We start from the raw sequence: 17,909 nt of genomic DNA, 5'->3' as shown, positions 1-17,909 counted from the left end.
AGGCAGTAATATGAAGTATGACCATCTGGTAAAAGTATGCGGGAAATTTTACTGGCCTGGAGAAGAGGTGCCGGAGGACACTGGCACCTTCCAGGAAAACAAAAAAATGGATAAGACTTCTGAGGAAAACATGCAAGATGATAATCCAGCAGAAGGAATATTTAAGGAATGGCAGCTTAAGGCCATGAACCGGGACAAGTTGGCTGAGATTTGCGGTGAAAAAGGCATTGAATTTACAGAAGATGCAACTAAGGGTGTTCTTATCGGTCTGATTTTGGAAAGGCAGTAAGGAGAGAATGGCATGGCAGAAGCAGTGGAGATTAAAAAGGATGAATTATTCAAACGGTTTTGCCGCCGGATAAAAAAAGATATTACATCCCTGGATGATGTAGATGTACTGACCCTTTATGATTTTCTGGAAGATGCGGAGCGCCAGGTGATAAGGAAAGCGTATCCATTCGGAGCAACCGAAGCCAAAGCGGCAGCCGCTCTTAAGGAGTATTCCCATGTGGTTATAAACGTTGCTGATTATATTTATAGTAAAGACGGGGCAATAGGAGAAACACAGCATACTGTAGCCGGAGTAACCAGACAGTATGGGGGTGCTGGCGTACCATCTGATTTTTTCTATGACATTATCCCAGAAGTGGGGGTATTATGAGGGATTTGCAAGTGAACCTCTCTACCGTTTATTATGCAATGTATGTTGGGTACATGGAGGGAATAAAAGATGGAAAGCCAACAGGACAGCCAGTGCCACAATATACCATTCCACGGAAATCAGCAGCTTGTATTTCAACCCCATCTGGAACAACTGAGAACACTCCATTTGGTGCATTTTCAGACTATGACAAAATTATGATCACCGCAAATGAGGACTTCAAGGCAGATGAGCATTCCGTTTTATGGATTGATACAATGCCGGTTATAAGGCCAGATGAGAGTACGGATACCCCCTATGATTATACGGTGGAAAAACTGGCAGAATGGGGCGGACAGAAAGCATACGCAATCAAGAAAAGAGTAAACAGTATGGATGATAGTGAATATCTGAAACATTTGCTTAATAGCGAGGCCATATCACAGTCTGAATATGATTTATACAAAAAGAGGCTGGTAACAGATGAAGATTAAAGTGACCCTGGATAAAGCGAGTGTTAATAAGGCAATCCAACAGGTTCAGCAGTTCAAAGAACAACTCCATAGAAAGAATGAGATTTTTGCTCACCGTTTGGCTGAGATGGGGGCAAGGGATATAAATACGCAGCTACAGGCAATCAGCGGGAAAATATCTCATGATGAACCTATTGGGACGGCCTATATTGAAAATACAAACCTGTATAGCGCGGTACGATTAAAAATCGTAGTGGCATCCGGTATGATTCTGTTTGTGGAGTTTGGAACTGGTATCAAATATGCCGGCACCCAGAACCCAAAAGCGGGAGAACTGGGGATGGGGCCAGGGACTTATCCGGGAAAAGGCCACTGGGATGACCCAAACGGATGGAGTTATCAGGATGCCTCTGGTGTGTGGCATCATACATACGGCATACGGGCACAAATGCCCATGTACAATGCATCTCAAAAGATGATTGAACAGGTATTAAGTTTGGCGAAGGAGGTATTCCATGATTAACATAGCAATTGAGCAATATGAGCGTGTTAAGATGGCAGTGAAGCCGCTTTGCAAGAATACTTCAAGGCTTGAAACACAGACGCTTCCCAAACTGCCACATTTGCTGTTTGAACAATTCAATAATCCAATTGCAAAGGATCGAATTGATAGTGAGAACATAGAGAACGCAGTTACGCCTACGGTACAGATTACTATTTACACAAAAGGAGATACAAGTCTTGTGGACAATGAAGCGATCATGGCATTGGCTGATGGGCAGATGGTTTCTGACGGATGGATCAGAACATTCGGGCCACAAGAAGTTAAGAATGTAGTTGATGATTCAGTCCTCCGCTATATAGCAAAGTACGAAGCGAAGGTTGATGATAAAGGAACTATTTGGAGCAGGTAATAGGCTAAGAGTACTTTGAGTACCATACATACACAGTGCAGGAGGAAATTTATTATGGCTGACGGACGCAGCACAATTGGAACATTTTTATTTCAGGGAACGAGTGCATCAAGCTTGACAAAGCTGTGCCGTATCAAGAAGTATCCTGATTTAGGCGCGGCACCGGATATGATTGATATTACGGATTTGGAGGATGAGGATGAATCCAAAATCCCGGGAGTTAGAAAGGCTTCTGACATGGCATTTACCGCGAACTATACACCGGAGGACTATAAGAAGGTGGACGATAAGGCCAATATCGATAGCTTTTATGAGGTACGTTTTGGAGATGAGACAGGTAAGGATGGTATATTTGCTTTTCAGGGAAGCCACAGTGTATTTGCAGTTGGTGGTGATGTGAATGGTGCTAGGGATATGACGATCACAATTGCAAGAAGGTCATCCATTACATTCTCTACACCGACAGCAAGCCAGGGATAATTAGAAAGGAGGGGTTCATTATGGTTAAGGTATTAGTAGGAACTGGTAAGGAACAGAAAGAGTATCAGCTGGAACTGTCATTTAATACAGTTGTTGAAACTGACTTTATGGAAAAAGCGGGCGGATGTCAGGCCGTCATGGATGAACTAAAAGAGTCAGCTAAATCCAAAAATTTTTCGGCTCAAATGAAAGCATCCATAAAGATGATGGGAATGGTACGTTATCTGCTATTTGTATGCTTACAGGATAACCATAGCGAAGAAATAACATCGGAGAAACAGGCTGGTGCGCTGGTCCAGCGCTTGATTACTGAAAATGAAAAGAGCATAATTGATATTTATAATATTATCAACGAATGCATGGAGGAAGCTGATTTTTTATCAAAGATGATGGGAATCGAGGAGAATCCGCCGATTCAGCCTCAGGACCATCTTCCGAAGGTAGTGAAGTAAAAAGCTTTAGGGATGCTGTTTATATGGTGTGGTTGCCACAGGCGTTATTCTTGGGGATACCAGAGGAACGCTTTTGGAAGCTGAATCCGAGGAAAATGGAGCCATGGAAAAAGGCATTTGAAATGAGGTTGGAGCACGAGGACCGTATGGCGTGGGAAGCAGGAAGGTATTTCATGGCATCCATAGGTGCGGCACTTAATGGTAAGCCAGACATTTATCCCAGGCTTCCATTTTCACAGCTTAAGGAGTTGCAGGAGAATCCAGAGGATCATGATTATCAGTTGGACGCTCTTAAGTTTAGACAGTATTGTAAGGCTGTAGATGATGATTTTGTAGATACAACAAATTGAGTACCCAGCGTACCTCCCTGAAAGGTAGGTGGGTACTCAGATGGCAAGTATTGAAGAATTAAGTATTGATATAATTTCTAATCTTGGGAATGCCGATAAGGCCCTTGATCGCCTGTCAGCAAGCCTTTCAAAGATGTCTGCAGCACTTGGCGGTTTTGATACCGGCAAGTTTTCTGCAATCGGTAATGGAGTAGGTAATCTGGCTGTCTCCATGAAATCAGCATCGGGCATAAAAGCGGCTGATTTTAACCGGATTTCCAATGGAATAGACAAACTTAATAGAGTTGACGTCTCAAACCTTGCGGCAGTAGGGCGAGGGCTTAGTTCGCTCCTGGTAGGATTCCAGGGGCTTTCAGGCGTTGCGAATGGTGCCAGGAGCTTGGCTACAGCTGCATCCAGTATCGCAAAATTGGGCGGAGTACAAGTGCAGAGGGCGATTGTTAATATGCACAGTGTTGGGCCGGCAGTGGCAGCGCTGAATAACGCCTTTGCTGGTGGGATTACTCCTTTACCCAATATTTCTGAGTTTGTATCTTCCGTTGCCAAGCTTGGTGGAAAGGCCACTACCAATGCTATTACTAATTTACCGCAGCTTGCAGATAGCCTGACACAGACTATGAATACGCTGTCCAAAGCACCAAAGGTAAGCCAGAATGTCATTTCTCTTACGAATGCTTTGGCTAATCTGGCATCCCAGGGGAACAAGGCACGTTCGGCCTCCAATGGGCTTGCTACCGCTATGGATCGGGTATCAACATCTGGCCGCAGGGCAAGCACTGGGGTTCTTTCCTTTGGAGCATCCATAAGGAGTATGTTGGGAGCAGCCGGGATCATGCTGGGAATCCGTCAGATTATCCAGTTCGGAAAATCCTGTATAGAACTGGGATCCTCAATGACAGAAACTCAGAACGTGGTTGACGTGGCATTCGGAAGCATGGCAAGTAAGGCAAATGCATTTGCTAAGACCACGGCAACACAGTTCGGTGTGTCTGAACTATCAGCAAAACAGTATTCCGGTGTCCTTATGTCCATGTACCGGTCCTTGGGAGTTGCGCAGGAGAACGCGGCGAATATGGCAATGGGATTGACCGGAAGGGCTGGGGATATTGCATCCTTTTATAATATCAGTACTGATAATGCCTATTATAAGATCCGTTCTGCCGTATCCGGTGAAACGGAGCCGATGAAGCAGCTGGGCGTTAACATGAACGTTGCAAACCTGAATGCCTTTGCTCTGTCCAATGGATTCGGAAAGCTTTACAATAAGATGACCCTGGCAGAACAGGCCATGTTGCGGTATGAGTATATCATGGCGACCACGGATCAGACAGCCGGGGATTTTGTGCGTACTCAGGGATCCTTTGCAAACCAGCTTAGAATCCTTCAATTACAGTTCCAGCAGTTCAGTACAACCATGGGCCAAGGGTTCATCAATATCATTGTCCATGTGGTCAGAGCGCTTAATACACTTCTGGCTTATTTGCAGACGGCTGCCAATGCATTCCGCGCACTTACTGCTCTGATTTTTGGGGACAACTCCGCCCAGGCTGGTGGAGGTATTGCAGGGGGAATTGAGGATGCAGAGGATGCAGCCGGTGGACTGGCAGGAAATCTAGGTGGGGCAGCACAGGCAGCCAAAGACCTTGCCAATGCAACTTCTGGTATTGATGAACTGAATATTATTTCTCCTAATGATAAAGGTGGTACCGGTGGCGGTGGTGCTGGAGGCGGAGCAGATGTTGATTATGGGGATCTGAATGATGGAACCAGTTTTGTTGATGATCTGAATGGAAAGCTTTCGGAACTGCTCAAGCTTTTAGAGCCAACCACAGTGGCATTAAAGAAATTATGGGATGAAGGATTTTCCAAGCTGAAAGATTTCACTTTTGGGACATTACAGGACTTCTATGATAAGTTCTTAAAGCCTGTTGGACTTTGGACATTGAGCGAAGCTGGATTACCGAGATTCATTAACATCACCAATGATATGCTGAACCGTATTAATTGGACACGGCTTCAGGATAGTCTGCGCGGATTTTATGAACAGTTAGGTAATATAGCGATCCTAACCTTTACAACCTTGTTAGATTTCTATGAAGAATTTTTAGTTCCAATCGCAGTGTGGACTATTGGGGATGCCCTTCCGCGCTTGCTTGATGTGCTTACAAATCTTTCCAAGAGAATCAATTGGGATGGATTAATCGGCTCTTTAAAGAATCTTTATGGAGCACTATCATACTTTGCGATAGGAATAGGTGATGGACTTGTATTGTTCATAGAGGGAATTGCGAGAGTACTTACCCCGGCTATTAGCAGTGCCGTTGAAATGTTGTCAGCAGCTTTAAATGGTATAGCGAATGCGGTAAAACTGATTCCAGAGGATGTACTGATTGGATTAGGCGGTGCCATAGGTGGTCTTGCAACTGCTATATTAGCATTCACAGGAGTAACAGCAGCTATAGCGGCCATCGCAGAAATAAAGACAGCATTATCAGGACTATTAGCGGCAGCGGCGGCTAATCCTATTTTATTGCTTGTGGGCGGATTGGGAGCACTTGCTGGTGTATTGCTTACAATGCAACAGAGTTGGGATAAGCAAATGGCAGATGAGTTTATTCAGTTTCAGAAAGATATTGGCTCTAATAATTCTGAACTTGAAGCGGCAGCTGATGCAATTGGAAGACTATCTGAAAATAGTGGTAAGATTATTTCTAATGCAGAAAGTGATGCAAAACAGCTTGATACTTTGAAGGACGCATACTTTAGGTTGGCAGATCAAACTCACTTGACAGCTAAAGAACAGAATAATTTAAGAGAGTATGCCCAGCAGTTGATTGATAAATGCCCGGAGTTAAGGGATAAAATTGATATGACAACGGGACGATATACAACTCAAAAAGATGAAATTCAAAAAGTCATTGAAAAGCAGCAGGAGTATATGCGCGTAATGGCATATGACCAGGTTGTCAGTGATTATGCGAATGCTTTGGCCAAAGCAAATGTAGAGTTGGCAGTATCAGAGAGACAATATGATGTTAATCAGGAAAAGGTAATGGCATTAAGGGACATAATGGCTGATATGTCCAATAACTTTACTGATTCAAGTGTAATCATGGAGAAGTATAGAGATACACTTGAGGACTGCGGTGTATCTATGGATAATGATGCCGTCATGGTGGATTCGCTTATACAGCGGTATGACTTTTATAAAAAAGAATTACAGGAGTCCACATCACGGCAGGCAGAATTAAAAGTTGGGGTAGAAAATGCTACCATAGCCAATGAGGTTGCACAAGAAGCACTTGAAGGGCACAAACAAAAACTCGGCGAATTGATTGAAACGACAAATCAGGCAGATTTTAGTCAAATTGTAATAAAAGCTTCAGCAGCAATTGACAGTTTAGGTGGGGTTTTTATCGATGGAAAGCAAGTTGTTGGAACAGATGCAGTTGCTTTATATAATGAAATAATCTCTGCATATGGGACAATAGACCAAGATTTTTATGATTTGGGAAACCGCGGTATAATCCAATTTGGTGTTGGAGGTAAAGCGGGAATTGCAGATACCGTCCCTACAATGACTGACGAACTTTGGGCACAGATAGAAGCTGAATATAATAGCAAAGGTGTGCAAGTCGCATATGAGGGGGGACAGGTCATCATAACTGGCGTTGCTGATGGCGGAAAGGCGGGAGCTTCCAACGCGGCAACGGAGATTAGCGATACTGTGACAGATGCATTGCAGTCAGACGAGATAACCCAAAAAATGTTAGGAGCAGGGCAGTATGCTGGAGATCAATATAACCAGGGAATTGCTGAAAAGAAGCAGGAGGGCTATGAGGCAGGAAAAAGTAATGCAGTTGCTGCCATTAGTGGTGCGAACGATGGCTTTATTGAAAATGCGGCATCATCACAAGAACCAGTTAAGAAATGGGCAGATTTAACAAGGGAGTACTATGCTGGACAGAACCATGGTGGAATAAATGCAGAGACATTTAAAGGGTTTGCTGACGATTCTACAAAGGGATTCAATCAAGAGATAAAGACTAAAACTAAAGATTCTCAGGAGCCAATGGAGACATGGGCCAAAAGTGACAGGGAATGGTTTTCCGGGCAAGATGAAACAAAAGGCATTAATGAAATGTCTTGGTCAAAATTTGCAGAAAATATAATAAAGGCTTTTAATGACAAAATTAACGAAAGCTTTATTGAATCTCAAATTCCAGTTGAGACTTGGGCTCAAAATGTTCGTGAATGGTTCTGGGGAGATTCAGATATTAATGGCGTAGGGGGAATGTACGATTCTTTCTATAATATGGCTAAACGCATTAATGAAGGATTTGCTGAAGGAATACATAAGTTTTCATATTTGGCAAAGGATGCAATCAGACAATGGGCTCGTGATGCCATGAAAGAAGCTGAAGAGGAATTTGAAATTGAATCCCCATCAAAAAGGTTTTACCGAATGGCAGCTTATGATATAGAGGGATTTAATAATGCTTTTTCTGATTTAGGAGGAACCACACAGTCTGCAGTTAACAAATGGGCTAGTGCGATTAATGCACCAAGCATTGGCCTGGGATTTAATATTGATGATAGTTACACTAAGTATGTTCCAAATTATGGACAGGATTTTAGCATAGGATATCAGACTATTATGGGTAAAGTTGGCGGACAGGTGAGCGTGTCATCGGATGGCAAAGATAACATAATAGTAGAGGCCATAAATAATGTGATAGACGGAAAACTTATGCCGGTATTGCGTAATTTAGAAAAATTGGACAATCTGGAATCTATGCCAGAGCAGAAAGAACTTCTTCAGGAAATTGCCGATAAGGATACTATGGTTAGTCTGAATGGTCGAAAGGTGAATGAGGAAATAGCAAAGACCACGCGCAGAGGTGGCTTTAAATTCCGCCCCATATAATATTTACAACCCCACTCTTCTATGTTATCCTTAGGATAATTATGGAAGTGGGGGATGGCTTATGAAAAGAGCTTTTATTTTTACACTTTTATGTGTGCTTCTTGTTTTCGGATGTAGCAAAGCAGTGGATAAACAGGAAAAGGATAAAAAGGAAATAACAGTTAAGAGTACAAATGGCGCTGAAATAGCGATAGATGTAGAAGGAGAGGACGTTCAAAGACCAAAAGGTAATTTGTACGAGCAGGAAAATACTGGTGCATCAAAGATAGGTAATTTTATTTATATACTTCCAGAATCATGGCTTACAAATAAGGAAGAGAAAGAGGAGGCTATTTACTATTATGGGGATGGTATCATGTTGACTGTTATCATGATACCAATAGAAGTGTCCGATGAAGATTCTTTCAAACTACTCATGACGTATTTTGATGGATTTGTTGACACGTTGGAAGTGGTTAAAAATGAAAAAAGAGCAATAGTAAATATAAAATCTGGAGAAGATGCTATAGAATTGACTGCTAATGTAATAAGTGATGGTGGAAGTCAGGATATACACTCAATAGCGGTTTATAAAAATGGTGAGTTATATAATTTTATTTTTAGTGTATCTACTGGAACGTTTGATTATTCTACAGAAATAGAAGAGTTTAAAAAAAATTTGACTTACTATGAAGAACAAGAAAGAACATTACAAAGTTCAGAGTTGATTAAAGAGTCAGATACTTCTGATGACAATCCCAATATTCCGCTGGATACGGGGAAATATATTGTTGGCGAGGACATACCCGCGGGAAAGTACAATGTTTTTGGTGTGCAAAGTGGTCTTTTTAAAGTATCAAGCAAAGGTACAGAATATGGAGATATTTGTTCTGAGATAATAGATCCCAAGGAGGGTGTGTATCATAATTTAACGCTGAAAGATGGAGATACTGTTGAATTAACAAATGGAGGTTGTGTGATCTTGATAGTGCAATGAGGATATAAAAAGCCGCCTTTCGGCGGCTTTTATCATTCCTCTGTATTTCCGGTACAATTAAACATTAATCGAGGGATTTTTGCTGGTGGATTATCTTCTACAGGATGCAATGATGGCATAGTTTCTATTAATGAAAATCGGGCATATTTAGCTATATTATTGATTATACTATCTGCTTTGTCTGATGAAATAAAGCAGTCTCTATCATCTGTTAAAATTACAAACCCAGGTCTGCCATGGAAAACATATTCATAGCACTGAAATCCTGCACTGTTACAAAGAGATATAAAGAAATTATTGCCTTGCTCTCTAAAATCTTTATTCATATCATTTAAATCCATAGAACCAAGATAGTAAATAGTGGTATCTAGGGCATTTGCTATGTCCTCTAATACACTGATAGGAATTTCTGTTAGGCCCTTTTCATATTTTCGGACAGAACTTTCTGTCTTGCCAATTTTTTCAGCTAATTGAACTTGTGTTAGCTGTTTTTCTTTTCTAAGCTTCTTGATCTTACTTCCTATATACTGATTATCTGGCATGATGCGCCCCCTTTCATAAATAGTATATCAAAAACGACAATTAAAATCAATATTTATTTAAAAAACCATTGACACCGACAATGGATAATGCTAGAATTAAAAACGTCAATTAAAATATCGGAAAGGAGAATGAAAATGAAAATCGACAACATTAAGCTTGATTTGCACATGGCTCGTAATTGCATCGATTTAAAAGAATTATCCTTATCATCAGGTGTCGGTACAGCAACATTGTGCAGGATAAGGAAAGGTGTTCAGGCACCCACATGTAAAACCATAGGCAAAATAGCAAATGCCCTTAACGTGGACGTGACTGAAATTGTTGTAGTGGAAGGAAGAAAAGATGGAACCAAAAAAGAATAGAAGTTGCTCCCCTACCAAAGTTTGCAACTTCTATAGCACTTCAATCCATAAAAGGAATGACAAATATAATATATCATGCCTTTTACGGAAAATCAAGAAAGGAGATTTGATATATTAATGGAAAACAATGTAAAGGTATTTGAAAATGGTGAACTTGGCTTACAGGTAAGGACAATTTTGAATCCAGATGGTAGTATTTCTGTCAATGCGGAGGACACGGCTATTGGGTTTGGATGGACACAGACACAGGTAAAAAACGGGAAAGAGTATACGTCTGTTAGATGGGAAAGAATGAATGGTTTTAGTGTCGAGTGTGGTTTCCCCCACGAATGGGGGAAAGACGAATATATTCCTGAGAGCCTGTTTTACATGCTTGGCTTTAAAGCTGGAAATGACAGGGCATTGAAGTATCAGCAGTGGCTTGCTATAGAGGTTCTTCCCGCACTCCGAAAAACAGGTATGTACCAAGTAAGGAAAATGTCCCCAGAGGAAATGATGAGGGTTCAACTTGGGATGCTGGATGAACAGAAGGAGCGATTGGTTACTGTTGAAGATAAGGTTGATAAATTGGAAAACACAATGAATATTGACTATTCCCAGCAGAAACAGCTTCGGGATTTTGTGGCAGATGTCGTTAGATCTGCATTGGGCGGCAAAGAAGCCAGAGCCTACAGATACAAAGATGATGAAGGTAACAGTATACGTGCAAAAGTATTTTCTAGAATATGGCATGACTTTTACGATTATTTCAATATTAATGCCTATGCCAATCTTCCACGGGTTCGCTTTAAAGAAGCCCTTGAGTACATAAATCGTTGGCAGCCACCAACCAACATGCAATTAGAGATTGGACGTATTAATCGTGAGATTGCATAGATGATGGAGGTAAAAGATGAATGAGCTTATGAATCAACAAATGAAATTCTATGCACCCATACTAACCCCAATTTCGCAGAGGAAGGTGTGGATTATTGGGCGTTCGCCACAGATGGCGAACGGAATACAATATTTAGTTGCGCTTATTGAAAAGGATTTGGATGAGAATGAAACAAAAAAAGAGCAAACACGATAGCTTTGGCAGGCAGTGTGTTTACTCAATCATGAGGGAATAGGGTAGGCCCTATCCTTAGGGTTATCTTACCTTATTTTCTCCGATTTGTCAAATCGAGAAAAAGGAGAAAGATCAGATGAACAATTTAATGATTTTTGAAGGACATGAAGTAGAAGTATTTGAATTAGATGGACAGGCATTGTTTAATCCATATCACGTAGGGGAATGCCTGGAACTGGGAGAGAGCGCTGTAAGGATGGCGATTGCAAAGATGAATAGAAAACAGGCGATCAAGGTTAAAAATTCAGATGTCAAAGATATTGACTTCCGAAAACTGAATAACGCTGGGGAGAATTTTCTCACGGAGAGTGGCGTCTATAAGCTCGTTTTCAAAAGCCACAAGCCAAATGCCGAAGCCTTTACAGATTGGATAGCGGATGAAGTTCTCCCCATCCTTCGCAAGACCGGATCATACGAGATGCCAAAGGAAGAGAAATCAACGTCCCCTAAACGTCTTCCATTATCATCAGTCAACATGATGGTGAAGAATGTCATGAGTACTTTGGAAAAAGCTAAAGTGGAACCAGTATATGTGGCAGCAGAAGTGAAACGGTTGTACACAGACTTGGGGTACGAAGTAAAAGCACCACTGATAACTGACAAGGAAGATATGCCGAAACTTTATGATTGTACGGAGATAGCAACGGAACTGGGCATTTATTCCAGTAGCGGAAAACCTCACAATCAAGCAGTTGGAGCTATAATTAAGAAGTTACATATTTCAAATACCGAAATTGTTACCACAGCATTCAGCAAAAATGGACACGAGGATGTAACAACACAGTATAAACCTTCTGTTTTGAAAGAGGTGAAGTGGTGGATTGCAGAAAATGGTTATCCCACCAAGATTAGCTATTGTGATTCCAAAGGTAATTGCAAATCTTGCACAGTGGTATACGGGGAGGTAGTAGCATAATGGCATACCCAATTAATGAAGATGAATTTGTGGAAATATGCAAGAAAGAACTCAAGGAGTATAATGAGACAGATATAAAAGTTGCGCGCGCAGTAGCAATAACTCTTAATTGGTCACATTATAAAGAACATATCAAAAGTCATGTTGTTCTATTGAACTGAGCGCATGTAAGGAGCCGCCGAAAGGCGGCTTTGCTTTAGTCTAAATGGCAGAAAATAAATGAGGAGCTTACTAAAACCACACGTAGGGGAGGATTTAACTTCCGACCTACCTAAATATTTACATTCGTCCTTGAATATGATATCTTTAAGGTATTATAGGAGAGGGGAGAACTGTTTTGAAAAAAATTGTTGTACTATTGATTTTATGTCTGTTTGTTGTGGGGTGTTCAAAAGCTGAGGTTCAAGAGTTTTCAGTAAATGAATTAAGTAGGCTTTATAACAATGTTGAATTAGAAGTGGCATCTGCATTGGATGAAATGACTGAAAAGGAAATTTATGGGGGGGAAGTTTCGGATGAAAAGCGAAACGAACAATATTGGAACACGTACCGAAAAATACAGAATGAAAAAGTCAAGACATATAATATAAAAACTAACTCTCCAATTTATGTATCAGGAATATTTCATCCCGTAGGTGAGGCGAATAGTGGAAAACTTTTATTTAACCTAGAAGATGATGAAGGAAACAGCATACCATGTGAATCCTCCAACAAAGAGTTTTTAGATATAAAAGATGGGACAGAAGTAAGGATAAAGGGTATATTTTTCTCAAAAGACAGAAGAGGAGCATATATATCTGAATGTGAGATTGTAAAATAGAAGGCCGCCGTTTGGCGGCTTTATTCATATTGGATAAGCTATCAGAGGTCAAGTATGGTAAAATAATGACGAAATTTGTAATATAGTAGACAAAAAAACTCAAAAGTCAATAAAAAGATTGCTTTTTGGTCTTTTTGGGGTATAATCTAAATATAGTGTGTAATAATACGTACCAGTACACACCATAACCAGAAAGAGAAATATAGTAAAATACTAAAGTTAGTTGGTGACGTTTAGTGTACCATGGAACAGGGAGAGAACGTGGCGAAAGAATGCTCCGAAAGAAGCACATGGAATATAGTCGCGGAGATGGGCATTGGCTAGGTGACGGAATTTATCTATATAATGATAAACTTAATGTATTTCGCTGGATAAATTTAAAGTTCAAAGAGATATATCCTAAAGAGAAAATAGATGATGAATTGTATCAGAAGTATATGATTTTGGAAGTTTCTATTGAAGTGAAAGATGATAGAATGTTTTCACTTTTAAATCCAGAAAGTTGGATTGAGTTTGATTACGCTAGGGAAAAAGCGCAGAAAAAAGCTGCTTATGCAAAACGATTAAATTCTGTTGAGATGACTGATGGTGTAGTTTTAAACATTATGTTTGATAATTTGGGATATAGAGATTTGTATGATGTTGTGGTGGGAATATTCCCTTTGGAAAAAATTAGTGCATATAAAACTAGATTTAATGGTTTGAGCGAACTGCAATATTGTGTTAAAAATCCTAATATTATTGTCGATTTGCATGAGTGCACTCAAGAATTTGATTATAATCTATATAAGAAAAAGCTGAATCAGTACTATGGTTACAGAAGTCGTAATAATTGCAAATATAAGGGGTGATTAGAATGCTAAAAAATATGACACTGGAAGAAAGATTACAGAGGATTGATGACTTTTTTGATTCTTTGTCTAATGATGAATTTGAAAAAATTTGTTATGATTGTGGTGCTGGTGTGATTAAGGATAGTTCCATTAGCAGTTATAATTTTCCTATTGATGATTTTCCTAAAGAAACATATGTTAATACTATGTCCAAAAAGTCATTTGGAGAAGATTGTTTAAGTGATTTTGAAGAAAAATATAGAGGTGCGGCATAAAGATGGCGAATATTGAACCAGGAATTATCCGTTTTGAAAAATATGAAGTAGAAGAGATACAATTTAAACTTAATTCTGCATATGAAGAAGAAGAGGTTAACATCGATATCAAGATGGAGGTAGAGGCAACTTCAGACGATTCTAATGAACATATGAGAATTCGTTTAATAGTACATATTTTTGATGAAGCTATTAAAAATAAATATCCGTTTGAAATGAAAGTTATAGTTGTGGGATATTTTTCTATAGGGGTAGAAAAGAATAATAATATTGATCACTATCAGGCAAATGCAGTAGCAATTTTATATCCATATATTCGCGCAATTGTATCTACATATACAGCATCAGCCAATGTGACACCTTTGATTTTACCAACAGTTAATGTAAACAAATTTTTAAAATCGAACAGATAATAGGTAATAGCTTGAAATCCACATGCAAATAGTATATAATATATTCATAAGGTCGCTTAATCGGGGCCGCAAGCAGTATCCCGATTGAGCGATTTTTTCGTTCTCCGGGATACAGAAGCAAAAGTCCTGTTCGGGTATGCTCCGAACTTGCTTCGTCTCCTCCAGATTGCGAAAGGCATCTGGGGGAAATACCGGTAGTCACTAATAGGTCGGGCTCCTACCGTGAGGTAGCACTAAGTCCCTCTACACCCCACTTATTATGGAGAGTGATAATATGGGCGAATTATCAATTATTAAGGAACAGGAAGTATTAGGGAAGAACTTTAGGGTTTATGGAACACCAGATGAGCCACTGTTTTGGGCGAAAGATGTTGCTTTATGGATTGAGTATGATGTATCATCCATAAATAAAATGCTGGCCACAGTTGATGGTACAGAAAAGGTTCGGAAAAACCTTCCGACCCTTGGCGGAATTCAAGAAACATGGTTTTTGACAGAGGATGGGCTTTATGAAGTGTTAATGCAAAGTCATAAACCTTTGGCGAAGGAATTCAAGAAAAAGGTCAAAGAAATCCTGAAAACCATACGGCGACATGGTATGTATGCAGTTGATGATTTGCTAGATGATCCAGACTTGGCAATCAAGGCATTTACGGCATTGAAAGAAGAACGTGAAAAGCGAAGGGCCTTGGAGGCAGAGAATGAATCAATGAAACCAAAGGCTATCTTTGCGGATGCTGTAGCTGCCAGTAAAGAATCAATTCTTATTGGTAATCTAGCAAAACTGATTTCTCAGAACGGTGTACCTATTGGCCAGAACAGATTATTTACATGGATGTATGACAATGGATACCTAATTAAGAATGGGGACCGGCGCAGGATGCCTACTCAGAAGGCTATGGAATTAGGTTTGTTTGAAGTAAAAGAAAGGGCAATTGATAACCCGGATGGCAGCGTTCGGTTAACCAGGACAACTTTGGTGACAGGAAAAGGACAACAGTATTTTATAAATAAATTTCTTGGTAAAGATAGAGCTGTGGGTTAAATCTTATTTTATTCCTACATATTAAGCGTACCTAGCGTACCAGTTAATCGTAACAGGTTAACTGGTGCTTTTTTTGTTTGGTGGTGATTGAATTGGAATCAATAATTACGATAAATGGAAAGCCGTTTCCTGCTCCTGCACGCGGCCTGGAGTTAATAGTGTCCACATTTGTGAGTAGTGGACGTAATGCTTATGGTGAAGTTGTAGGGCAGGTGGTTGGACGAGACAATCATAAGGCCAATAATTTAGTATGGCCTTATTTGGATGCGGCTACATGGTCATCTATGCTTAAGGAATTTGCAAATACACGATCAGACTCAAAAGGGTTCTTTGTAATCGCTACAATACCAGATATGGTAAACAATAACTGGCTTACTATCAAGATGTATCCGGGAGACAGAAGCGCAAAACCATATTGGGTTGACAAAAGGACGCACTTACCAATTTCATATACCGATTGCAAGTGCAACCTCATAGACTGTGGGGTGATTGAGTAATGCAAAAGGCATCATCCGAGTATAAGCAGGCAATGTCACGGGATTTGCGTAGTCAATCCTACATGGTAGTAACCATAGGTGTCATCAATCAGGTAGCCCAGAAGGATTCCTCCGTGGCAGCAGAACATGGTGCTGAATACAGCTACCTATCCAATTTTACACGGCTCCTGGACAACTATGACGTGGAACTGGAATATGCCACCTTGGAGCAGGATCATTGGAGGGCAGATGGATCCATGGTATTTCCGCCCCGCCCCGAGGATGTGGATTACCTGTATAACAATGGTGTTATTTCAAGGGATTTGCTGGGGCCTATCTGCTTTACGTTTGGGGCGGCCTATGATATCCGTGGCCTGACCATCAATTGGGGCAGGAATTACCCGGTAGATTTTAGTATTGCCAATGGGATCAAAACCGTGGAATATACCGGCAATACACTGAGTTATTGGACAACCGATGAGATATTTGACGGAACGGAATACCTGCTGATCACGCCCACAAAGATGGTCAATGGGCAAGGAAGGCTGCGGATCCAGAAGATGCTTATGGGTATAGGTATCAGCTTTGAAAATAAGAAAATCATGAAATCCACCAAAACCGAATACATCAGCCCGGTGACGGAGGAGTTATCCACGGTAGATTTCAGCCTGCAGATTGAGAATTACAACCGCATGTTTGACGTAGAGAATAAAGCCAGTGCCATCCATTACCTGGAAGTGGGGCAAGAGGTCACGGTCCGTTATGGGTATGATGTGCGGGATGATAAGACGGTATGGATGGACGGCTGTGTTACTTATCTGTCGGACTGGGAAGCTGATGACACCATGATGAGTTTTAACAGCAAAGATAAGATAGATGACTTGAACGATACATATTACCGGGGCCTGTACCGCCCGGAAGGGATCACGCTGTATGATCTGGCACTGGATGTCCTGACGGATGCGGGGCTGGATGAAAGGGCCTATGAACTGGATGAGTACCTGACAAAGGTCACGGTATACAATCCGCTGCCCTGCGTGACACACAAGGAATGCCTGCAGATCATTGCCAATGCAGGCCGGTGCAAGCTGTATCAGGACCGTAAGGGGATCATCCGTATCCAGGCAGCCTTTGTGACTGTCATATCCCCGGAGCGTATGATCGTGCAGTCAGAGGATGCAGCACCATGGAGTAACCTCCCGTCCGCGGTCAATGGCGTGACAAAGTATGAGTATGCCACTATGTCGCAGGATCATTGGAGAGCAGACGGGACCATGTACTTCCTGCCGCGGACCGGTCAATATCTGGCCGCCGGGTTTGCATCTGCGGAGGTTGCGGATGCAGATGGGGACTTCCAGCATAATCCGAAATTTACAATTGTTTTAGAGGCAGCCATGATCTATTACAGCCTGCGCCTTAACTTTTCCAGCAACCCGGCCCAGGGTGTGATCATACATACATACTTTGAGGGGGCATTGCAGGAAAGCTATGTGGTGCCGGGACCGTTTGGCCCTGAGAACCTGATAGAGCATGAGTTTCCGCAATTTGACACAATAGAGTTTGAGTTTACCCAGGGCCAGCCCAACAGCCGGATCTTTGTGGACTCTGTAGTTTTCGGGGATGTGACGGACTACAACATGGATTACCGTGTCATGACCAAGACACCGGTTGGGCGGCAAAAAGAAAAAGTCAGCCGGGTGGATGTGGTCCGAAGCATCTATGGTGAGACAGATGAGGTCAAAAACATCTTCCAGGAGACGGTAGATGTAACTGACTATGACATATATACATTTTACTTTTCCGAAGCGTCCTATGATATCACGGCCACAGCTGATGGGCAGCCACTTGCCATCACAGGCAGCAGTAACTATTATGCATCCGTGGACGTATCAAGGCTGACCGG

Annotated in this window: 23 protein-coding genes; 22 read left to right on the top strand and 1 reads right to left on the bottom strand. The window is 41.2% G+C overall.

Annotated features, from left to right (window positions below):
- The first annotated feature begins 10 nt into the window (after nucleotides 1-10).
- The 10 genes from CLFS41_RS28485 to CLFS41_RS28440 all read left to right on the top strand — a co-directional run bounded on the left by CLFS41_RS28485 (nucleotide 11) and on the right by CLFS41_RS28440 (nucleotide 9,212).
- A complete protein-coding gene (locus CLFS41_RS28485; protein WP_045094307.1) occupies nucleotides 11-289 on the top strand; it encodes a hypothetical protein in 279 nt (92 codons plus the stop codon).
- 12 nt (nucleotides 290-301) lie between these two features.
- Nucleotides 302-661: a hypothetical protein gene (locus tag CLFS41_RS28480; protein WP_045094306.1), complete on the top strand. Its 360-nt coding sequence runs from the start codon at nucleotides 302-304 to the stop codon at nucleotides 659-661.
- Nucleotides 658-1,134 carry a hypothetical protein gene (locus CLFS41_RS28475; protein WP_045094305.1) on the top strand — a complete coding sequence of 159 codons (477 nt, stop codon included), beginning with the start codon at nucleotides 658-660 and terminating at the stop codon, nucleotides 1,132-1,134. Before CLFS41_RS28480 ends, CLFS41_RS28475 begins: the two co-directional genes overlap by 4 nt.
- The gene (locus CLFS41_RS28470) at nucleotides 1,124-1,636 is read left to right on the top strand and encodes a hypothetical protein (RefSeq protein ID WP_045094304.1); all 513 of its coding nucleotides are present in this window, start codon (nucleotides 1,124-1,126) and stop codon (nucleotides 1,634-1,636) included. Before CLFS41_RS28475 ends, CLFS41_RS28470 begins: the two co-directional genes overlap by 11 nt.
- Entirely contained in the window at nucleotides 1,629-2,027 is a 399-nt protein-coding gene (locus tag CLFS41_RS28465) for a hypothetical protein (RefSeq protein WP_045094303.1), read from the top strand. Before CLFS41_RS28470 ends, CLFS41_RS28465 begins: the two co-directional genes overlap by 8 nt.
- Nucleotides 2,028-2,081: 54 nt before the next feature.
- The gene (locus CLFS41_RS28460) at nucleotides 2,082-2,507 is read left to right on the top strand and encodes a hypothetical protein (RefSeq protein ID WP_045094302.1); all 426 of its coding nucleotides are present in this window, start codon (nucleotides 2,082-2,084) and stop codon (nucleotides 2,505-2,507) included.
- A gap of 20 nt (nucleotides 2,508-2,527) precedes the next feature.
- Nucleotides 2,528-2,959, top strand: a complete 432-nt coding sequence (locus CLFS41_RS28455) for a hypothetical protein (RefSeq protein ID WP_045094301.1) — start codon at nucleotides 2,528-2,530, stop codon at nucleotides 2,957-2,959.
- Between the two features lie 23 nt (nucleotides 2,960-2,982).
- Nucleotides 2,983-3,309, top strand: coding sequence for a hypothetical protein (locus tag CLFS41_RS28450; protein WP_045094300.1), 327 nt, complete (start codon nucleotides 2,983-2,985; stop codon nucleotides 3,307-3,309).
- 40 nt (nucleotides 3,310-3,349) lie between these two features.
- On the top strand, nucleotides 3,350-8,236 hold the full coding sequence (locus CLFS41_RS29240) for a hypothetical protein (protein ID WP_052665927.1): 4,887 nt from the start codon (nucleotides 3,350-3,352) through the stop codon (nucleotides 8,234-8,236).
- A 61-nt stretch (nucleotides 8,237-8,297) separates the two neighbouring features.
- Nucleotides 8,298-9,212, top strand: a complete 915-nt coding sequence (locus CLFS41_RS28440) for a hypothetical protein (protein WP_045094299.1) — start codon at nucleotides 8,298-8,300, stop codon at nucleotides 9,210-9,212.
- A 32-nt stretch (nucleotides 9,213-9,244) separates the two neighbouring features.
- On the opposite strand, the gene CLFS41_RS29235 is transcribed toward CLFS41_RS28440, so the two are convergent.
- Entirely contained in the window at nucleotides 9,245-9,754 is a 510-nt protein-coding gene (locus CLFS41_RS29235) for a helix-turn-helix transcriptional regulator (protein ID WP_052665925.1), read from the bottom strand.
- 135 nt (nucleotides 9,755-9,889) lie between these two features.
- Between CLFS41_RS29235 and CLFS41_RS28430 the strand changes: the two genes are divergently transcribed.
- From CLFS41_RS28430 to CLFS41_RS28385, 12 genes are all read left to right on the top strand, one after another.
- Nucleotides 9,890-10,117 (top strand): helix-turn-helix transcriptional regulator, encoded by a 228-nt coding sequence (locus tag CLFS41_RS28430; RefSeq protein ID WP_045094298.1) that lies wholly within the window; start codon nucleotides 9,890-9,892, stop codon nucleotides 10,115-10,117.
- A gap of 117 nt (nucleotides 10,118-10,234) precedes the next feature.
- Nucleotides 10,235-10,993, top strand: a complete 759-nt coding sequence (locus CLFS41_RS28425) for an ORF6C domain-containing protein (RefSeq protein WP_045094297.1) — start codon at nucleotides 10,235-10,237, stop codon at nucleotides 10,991-10,993.
- Nucleotides 10,994-11,009: 16 nt separating this feature from the next.
- Nucleotides 11,010-11,189: a hypothetical protein gene (locus tag CLFS41_RS28420; RefSeq protein ID WP_045094296.1), complete on the top strand. Its 180-nt coding sequence runs from the start codon at nucleotides 11,010-11,012 to the stop codon at nucleotides 11,187-11,189.
- Nucleotides 11,190-11,304: 115 nt separating this feature from the next.
- Nucleotides 11,305-12,144, top strand: coding sequence for a BRO family protein (locus CLFS41_RS28415; RefSeq protein WP_045094295.1), 840 nt, complete (start codon nucleotides 11,305-11,307; stop codon nucleotides 12,142-12,144).
- Nucleotides 12,144-12,305 (top strand): hypothetical protein, encoded by a 162-nt coding sequence (locus CLFS41_RS30550; RefSeq protein ID WP_200895127.1) that lies wholly within the window; start codon nucleotides 12,144-12,146, stop codon nucleotides 12,303-12,305. The genes CLFS41_RS28415 and CLFS41_RS30550 overlap by 1 nt, the downstream gene beginning before the upstream one ends.
- A gap of 176 nt (nucleotides 12,306-12,481) precedes the next feature.
- Complete coding sequence (locus CLFS41_RS28410; RefSeq protein ID WP_045094294.1) at nucleotides 12,482-12,964, top strand: hypothetical protein; 483 nt, start codon at nucleotides 12,482-12,484, stop codon at nucleotides 12,962-12,964.
- Nucleotides 12,965-13,200: 236 nt separating this feature from the next.
- Entirely contained in the window at nucleotides 13,201-13,815 is a 615-nt protein-coding gene (locus CLFS41_RS28405; RefSeq protein WP_152649090.1) for a hypothetical protein, read from the top strand.
- Nucleotides 13,816-13,820: 5 nt separating this feature from the next.
- Nucleotides 13,821-14,072, top strand: a complete 252-nt coding sequence (locus CLFS41_RS28400; protein WP_045094292.1) for a hypothetical protein — start codon at nucleotides 13,821-13,823, stop codon at nucleotides 14,070-14,072.
- 2 nt (nucleotides 14,073-14,074) lie between these two features.
- Entirely contained in the window at nucleotides 14,075-14,485 is a 411-nt protein-coding gene (locus CLFS41_RS28395) for a protein-export chaperone SecB (protein ID WP_045094291.1), read from the top strand.
- A gap of 274 nt (nucleotides 14,486-14,759) precedes the next feature.
- Nucleotides 14,760-15,530: a phage antirepressor KilAC domain-containing protein gene (locus CLFS41_RS28390; protein WP_045094290.1), complete on the top strand. Its 771-nt coding sequence runs from the start codon at nucleotides 14,760-14,762 to the stop codon at nucleotides 15,528-15,530.
- An 83-nt stretch (nucleotides 15,531-15,613) separates the two neighbouring features.
- The gene (locus CLFS41_RS29695; RefSeq protein WP_347469238.1) at nucleotides 15,614-16,027 is read left to right on the top strand and encodes a hypothetical protein; all 414 of its coding nucleotides are present in this window, start codon (nucleotides 15,614-15,616) and stop codon (nucleotides 16,025-16,027) included.
- A partial coding sequence (locus CLFS41_RS28385; protein WP_152649089.1) for a hypothetical protein occupies nucleotides 16,027-17,909 on the top strand: 1,883 nt, incomplete at its 3' end. The genes CLFS41_RS29695 and CLFS41_RS28385, both read left to right, overlap by 1 nt.

Source organism: Clostridium sp. FS41, from assembly GCF_000954015.1.
Classification (GTDB): Bacteria; Bacillota; Clostridia; order Lachnospirales; family Lachnospiraceae; genus Enterocloster; species Enterocloster citroniae.
Note: the sequence above shows the minus strand (reverse complement) of the source record. Positions and strands in the feature narration are given on the sequence as shown.

Coding starts and splice junctions, on each gene's coding strand:
- CLFS41_RS28485 (WP_045094307.1), top strand. CDS start 11: ATGAAGTATGACCATCTGGTAAAAGTATGCGGGAAATTTTACTGGCCT.
- CLFS41_RS28480 (WP_045094306.1), top strand. CDS start 302: ATGGCAGAAGCAGTGGAGATTAAAAAGGATGAATTATTCAAACGGTTT.
- CLFS41_RS28475 (WP_045094305.1), top strand. CDS start 658: ATGAGGGATTTGCAAGTGAACCTCTCTACCGTTTATTATGCAATGTAT.
- CLFS41_RS28470 (WP_045094304.1), top strand. CDS start 1,124: ATGAAGATTAAAGTGACCCTGGATAAAGCGAGTGTTAATAAGGCAATC.
- CLFS41_RS28465 (WP_045094303.1), top strand. CDS start 1,629: ATGATTAACATAGCAATTGAGCAATATGAGCGTGTTAAGATGGCAGTG.
- CLFS41_RS28460 (WP_045094302.1), top strand. CDS start 2,082: ATGGCTGACGGACGCAGCACAATTGGAACATTTTTATTTCAGGGAACG.
- CLFS41_RS28455 (WP_045094301.1), top strand. CDS start 2,528: ATGGTTAAGGTATTAGTAGGAACTGGTAAGGAACAGAAAGAGTATCAG.
- CLFS41_RS28450 (WP_045094300.1), top strand. CDS start 2,983: ATGGTGTGGTTGCCACAGGCGTTATTCTTGGGGATACCAGAGGAACGC.
- CLFS41_RS29240 (WP_052665927.1), top strand. CDS start 3,350: ATGGCAAGTATTGAAGAATTAAGTATTGATATAATTTCTAATCTTGGG.
- CLFS41_RS28440 (WP_045094299.1), top strand. CDS start 8,298: ATGAAAAGAGCTTTTATTTTTACACTTTTATGTGTGCTTCTTGTTTTC.
- CLFS41_RS29235 (WP_052665925.1), bottom strand. CDS start 9,754: ATGCCAGATAATCAGTATATAGGAAGTAAGATCAAGAAGCTTAGAAAA.
- CLFS41_RS28430 (WP_045094298.1), top strand. CDS start 9,890: ATGAAAATCGACAACATTAAGCTTGATTTGCACATGGCTCGTAATTGC.
- CLFS41_RS28425 (WP_045094297.1), top strand. CDS start 10,235: ATGGAAAACAATGTAAAGGTATTTGAAAATGGTGAACTTGGCTTACAG.
- CLFS41_RS28420 (WP_045094296.1), top strand. CDS start 11,010: ATGAATGAGCTTATGAATCAACAAATGAAATTCTATGCACCCATACTA.
- CLFS41_RS28415 (WP_045094295.1), top strand. CDS start 11,305: ATGAACAATTTAATGATTTTTGAAGGACATGAAGTAGAAGTATTTGAA.
- CLFS41_RS30550 (WP_200895127.1), top strand. CDS start 12,144: ATGGCATACCCAATTAATGAAGATGAATTTGTGGAAATATGCAAGAAA.
- CLFS41_RS28400 (WP_045094292.1), top strand. CDS start 13,821: ATGCTAAAAAATATGACACTGGAAGAAAGATTACAGAGGATTGATGAC.
- CLFS41_RS28395 (WP_045094291.1), top strand. CDS start 14,075: ATGGCGAATATTGAACCAGGAATTATCCGTTTTGAAAAATATGAAGTA.
- CLFS41_RS28390 (WP_045094290.1), top strand. CDS start 14,760: ATGGGCGAATTATCAATTATTAAGGAACAGGAAGTATTAGGGAAGAAC.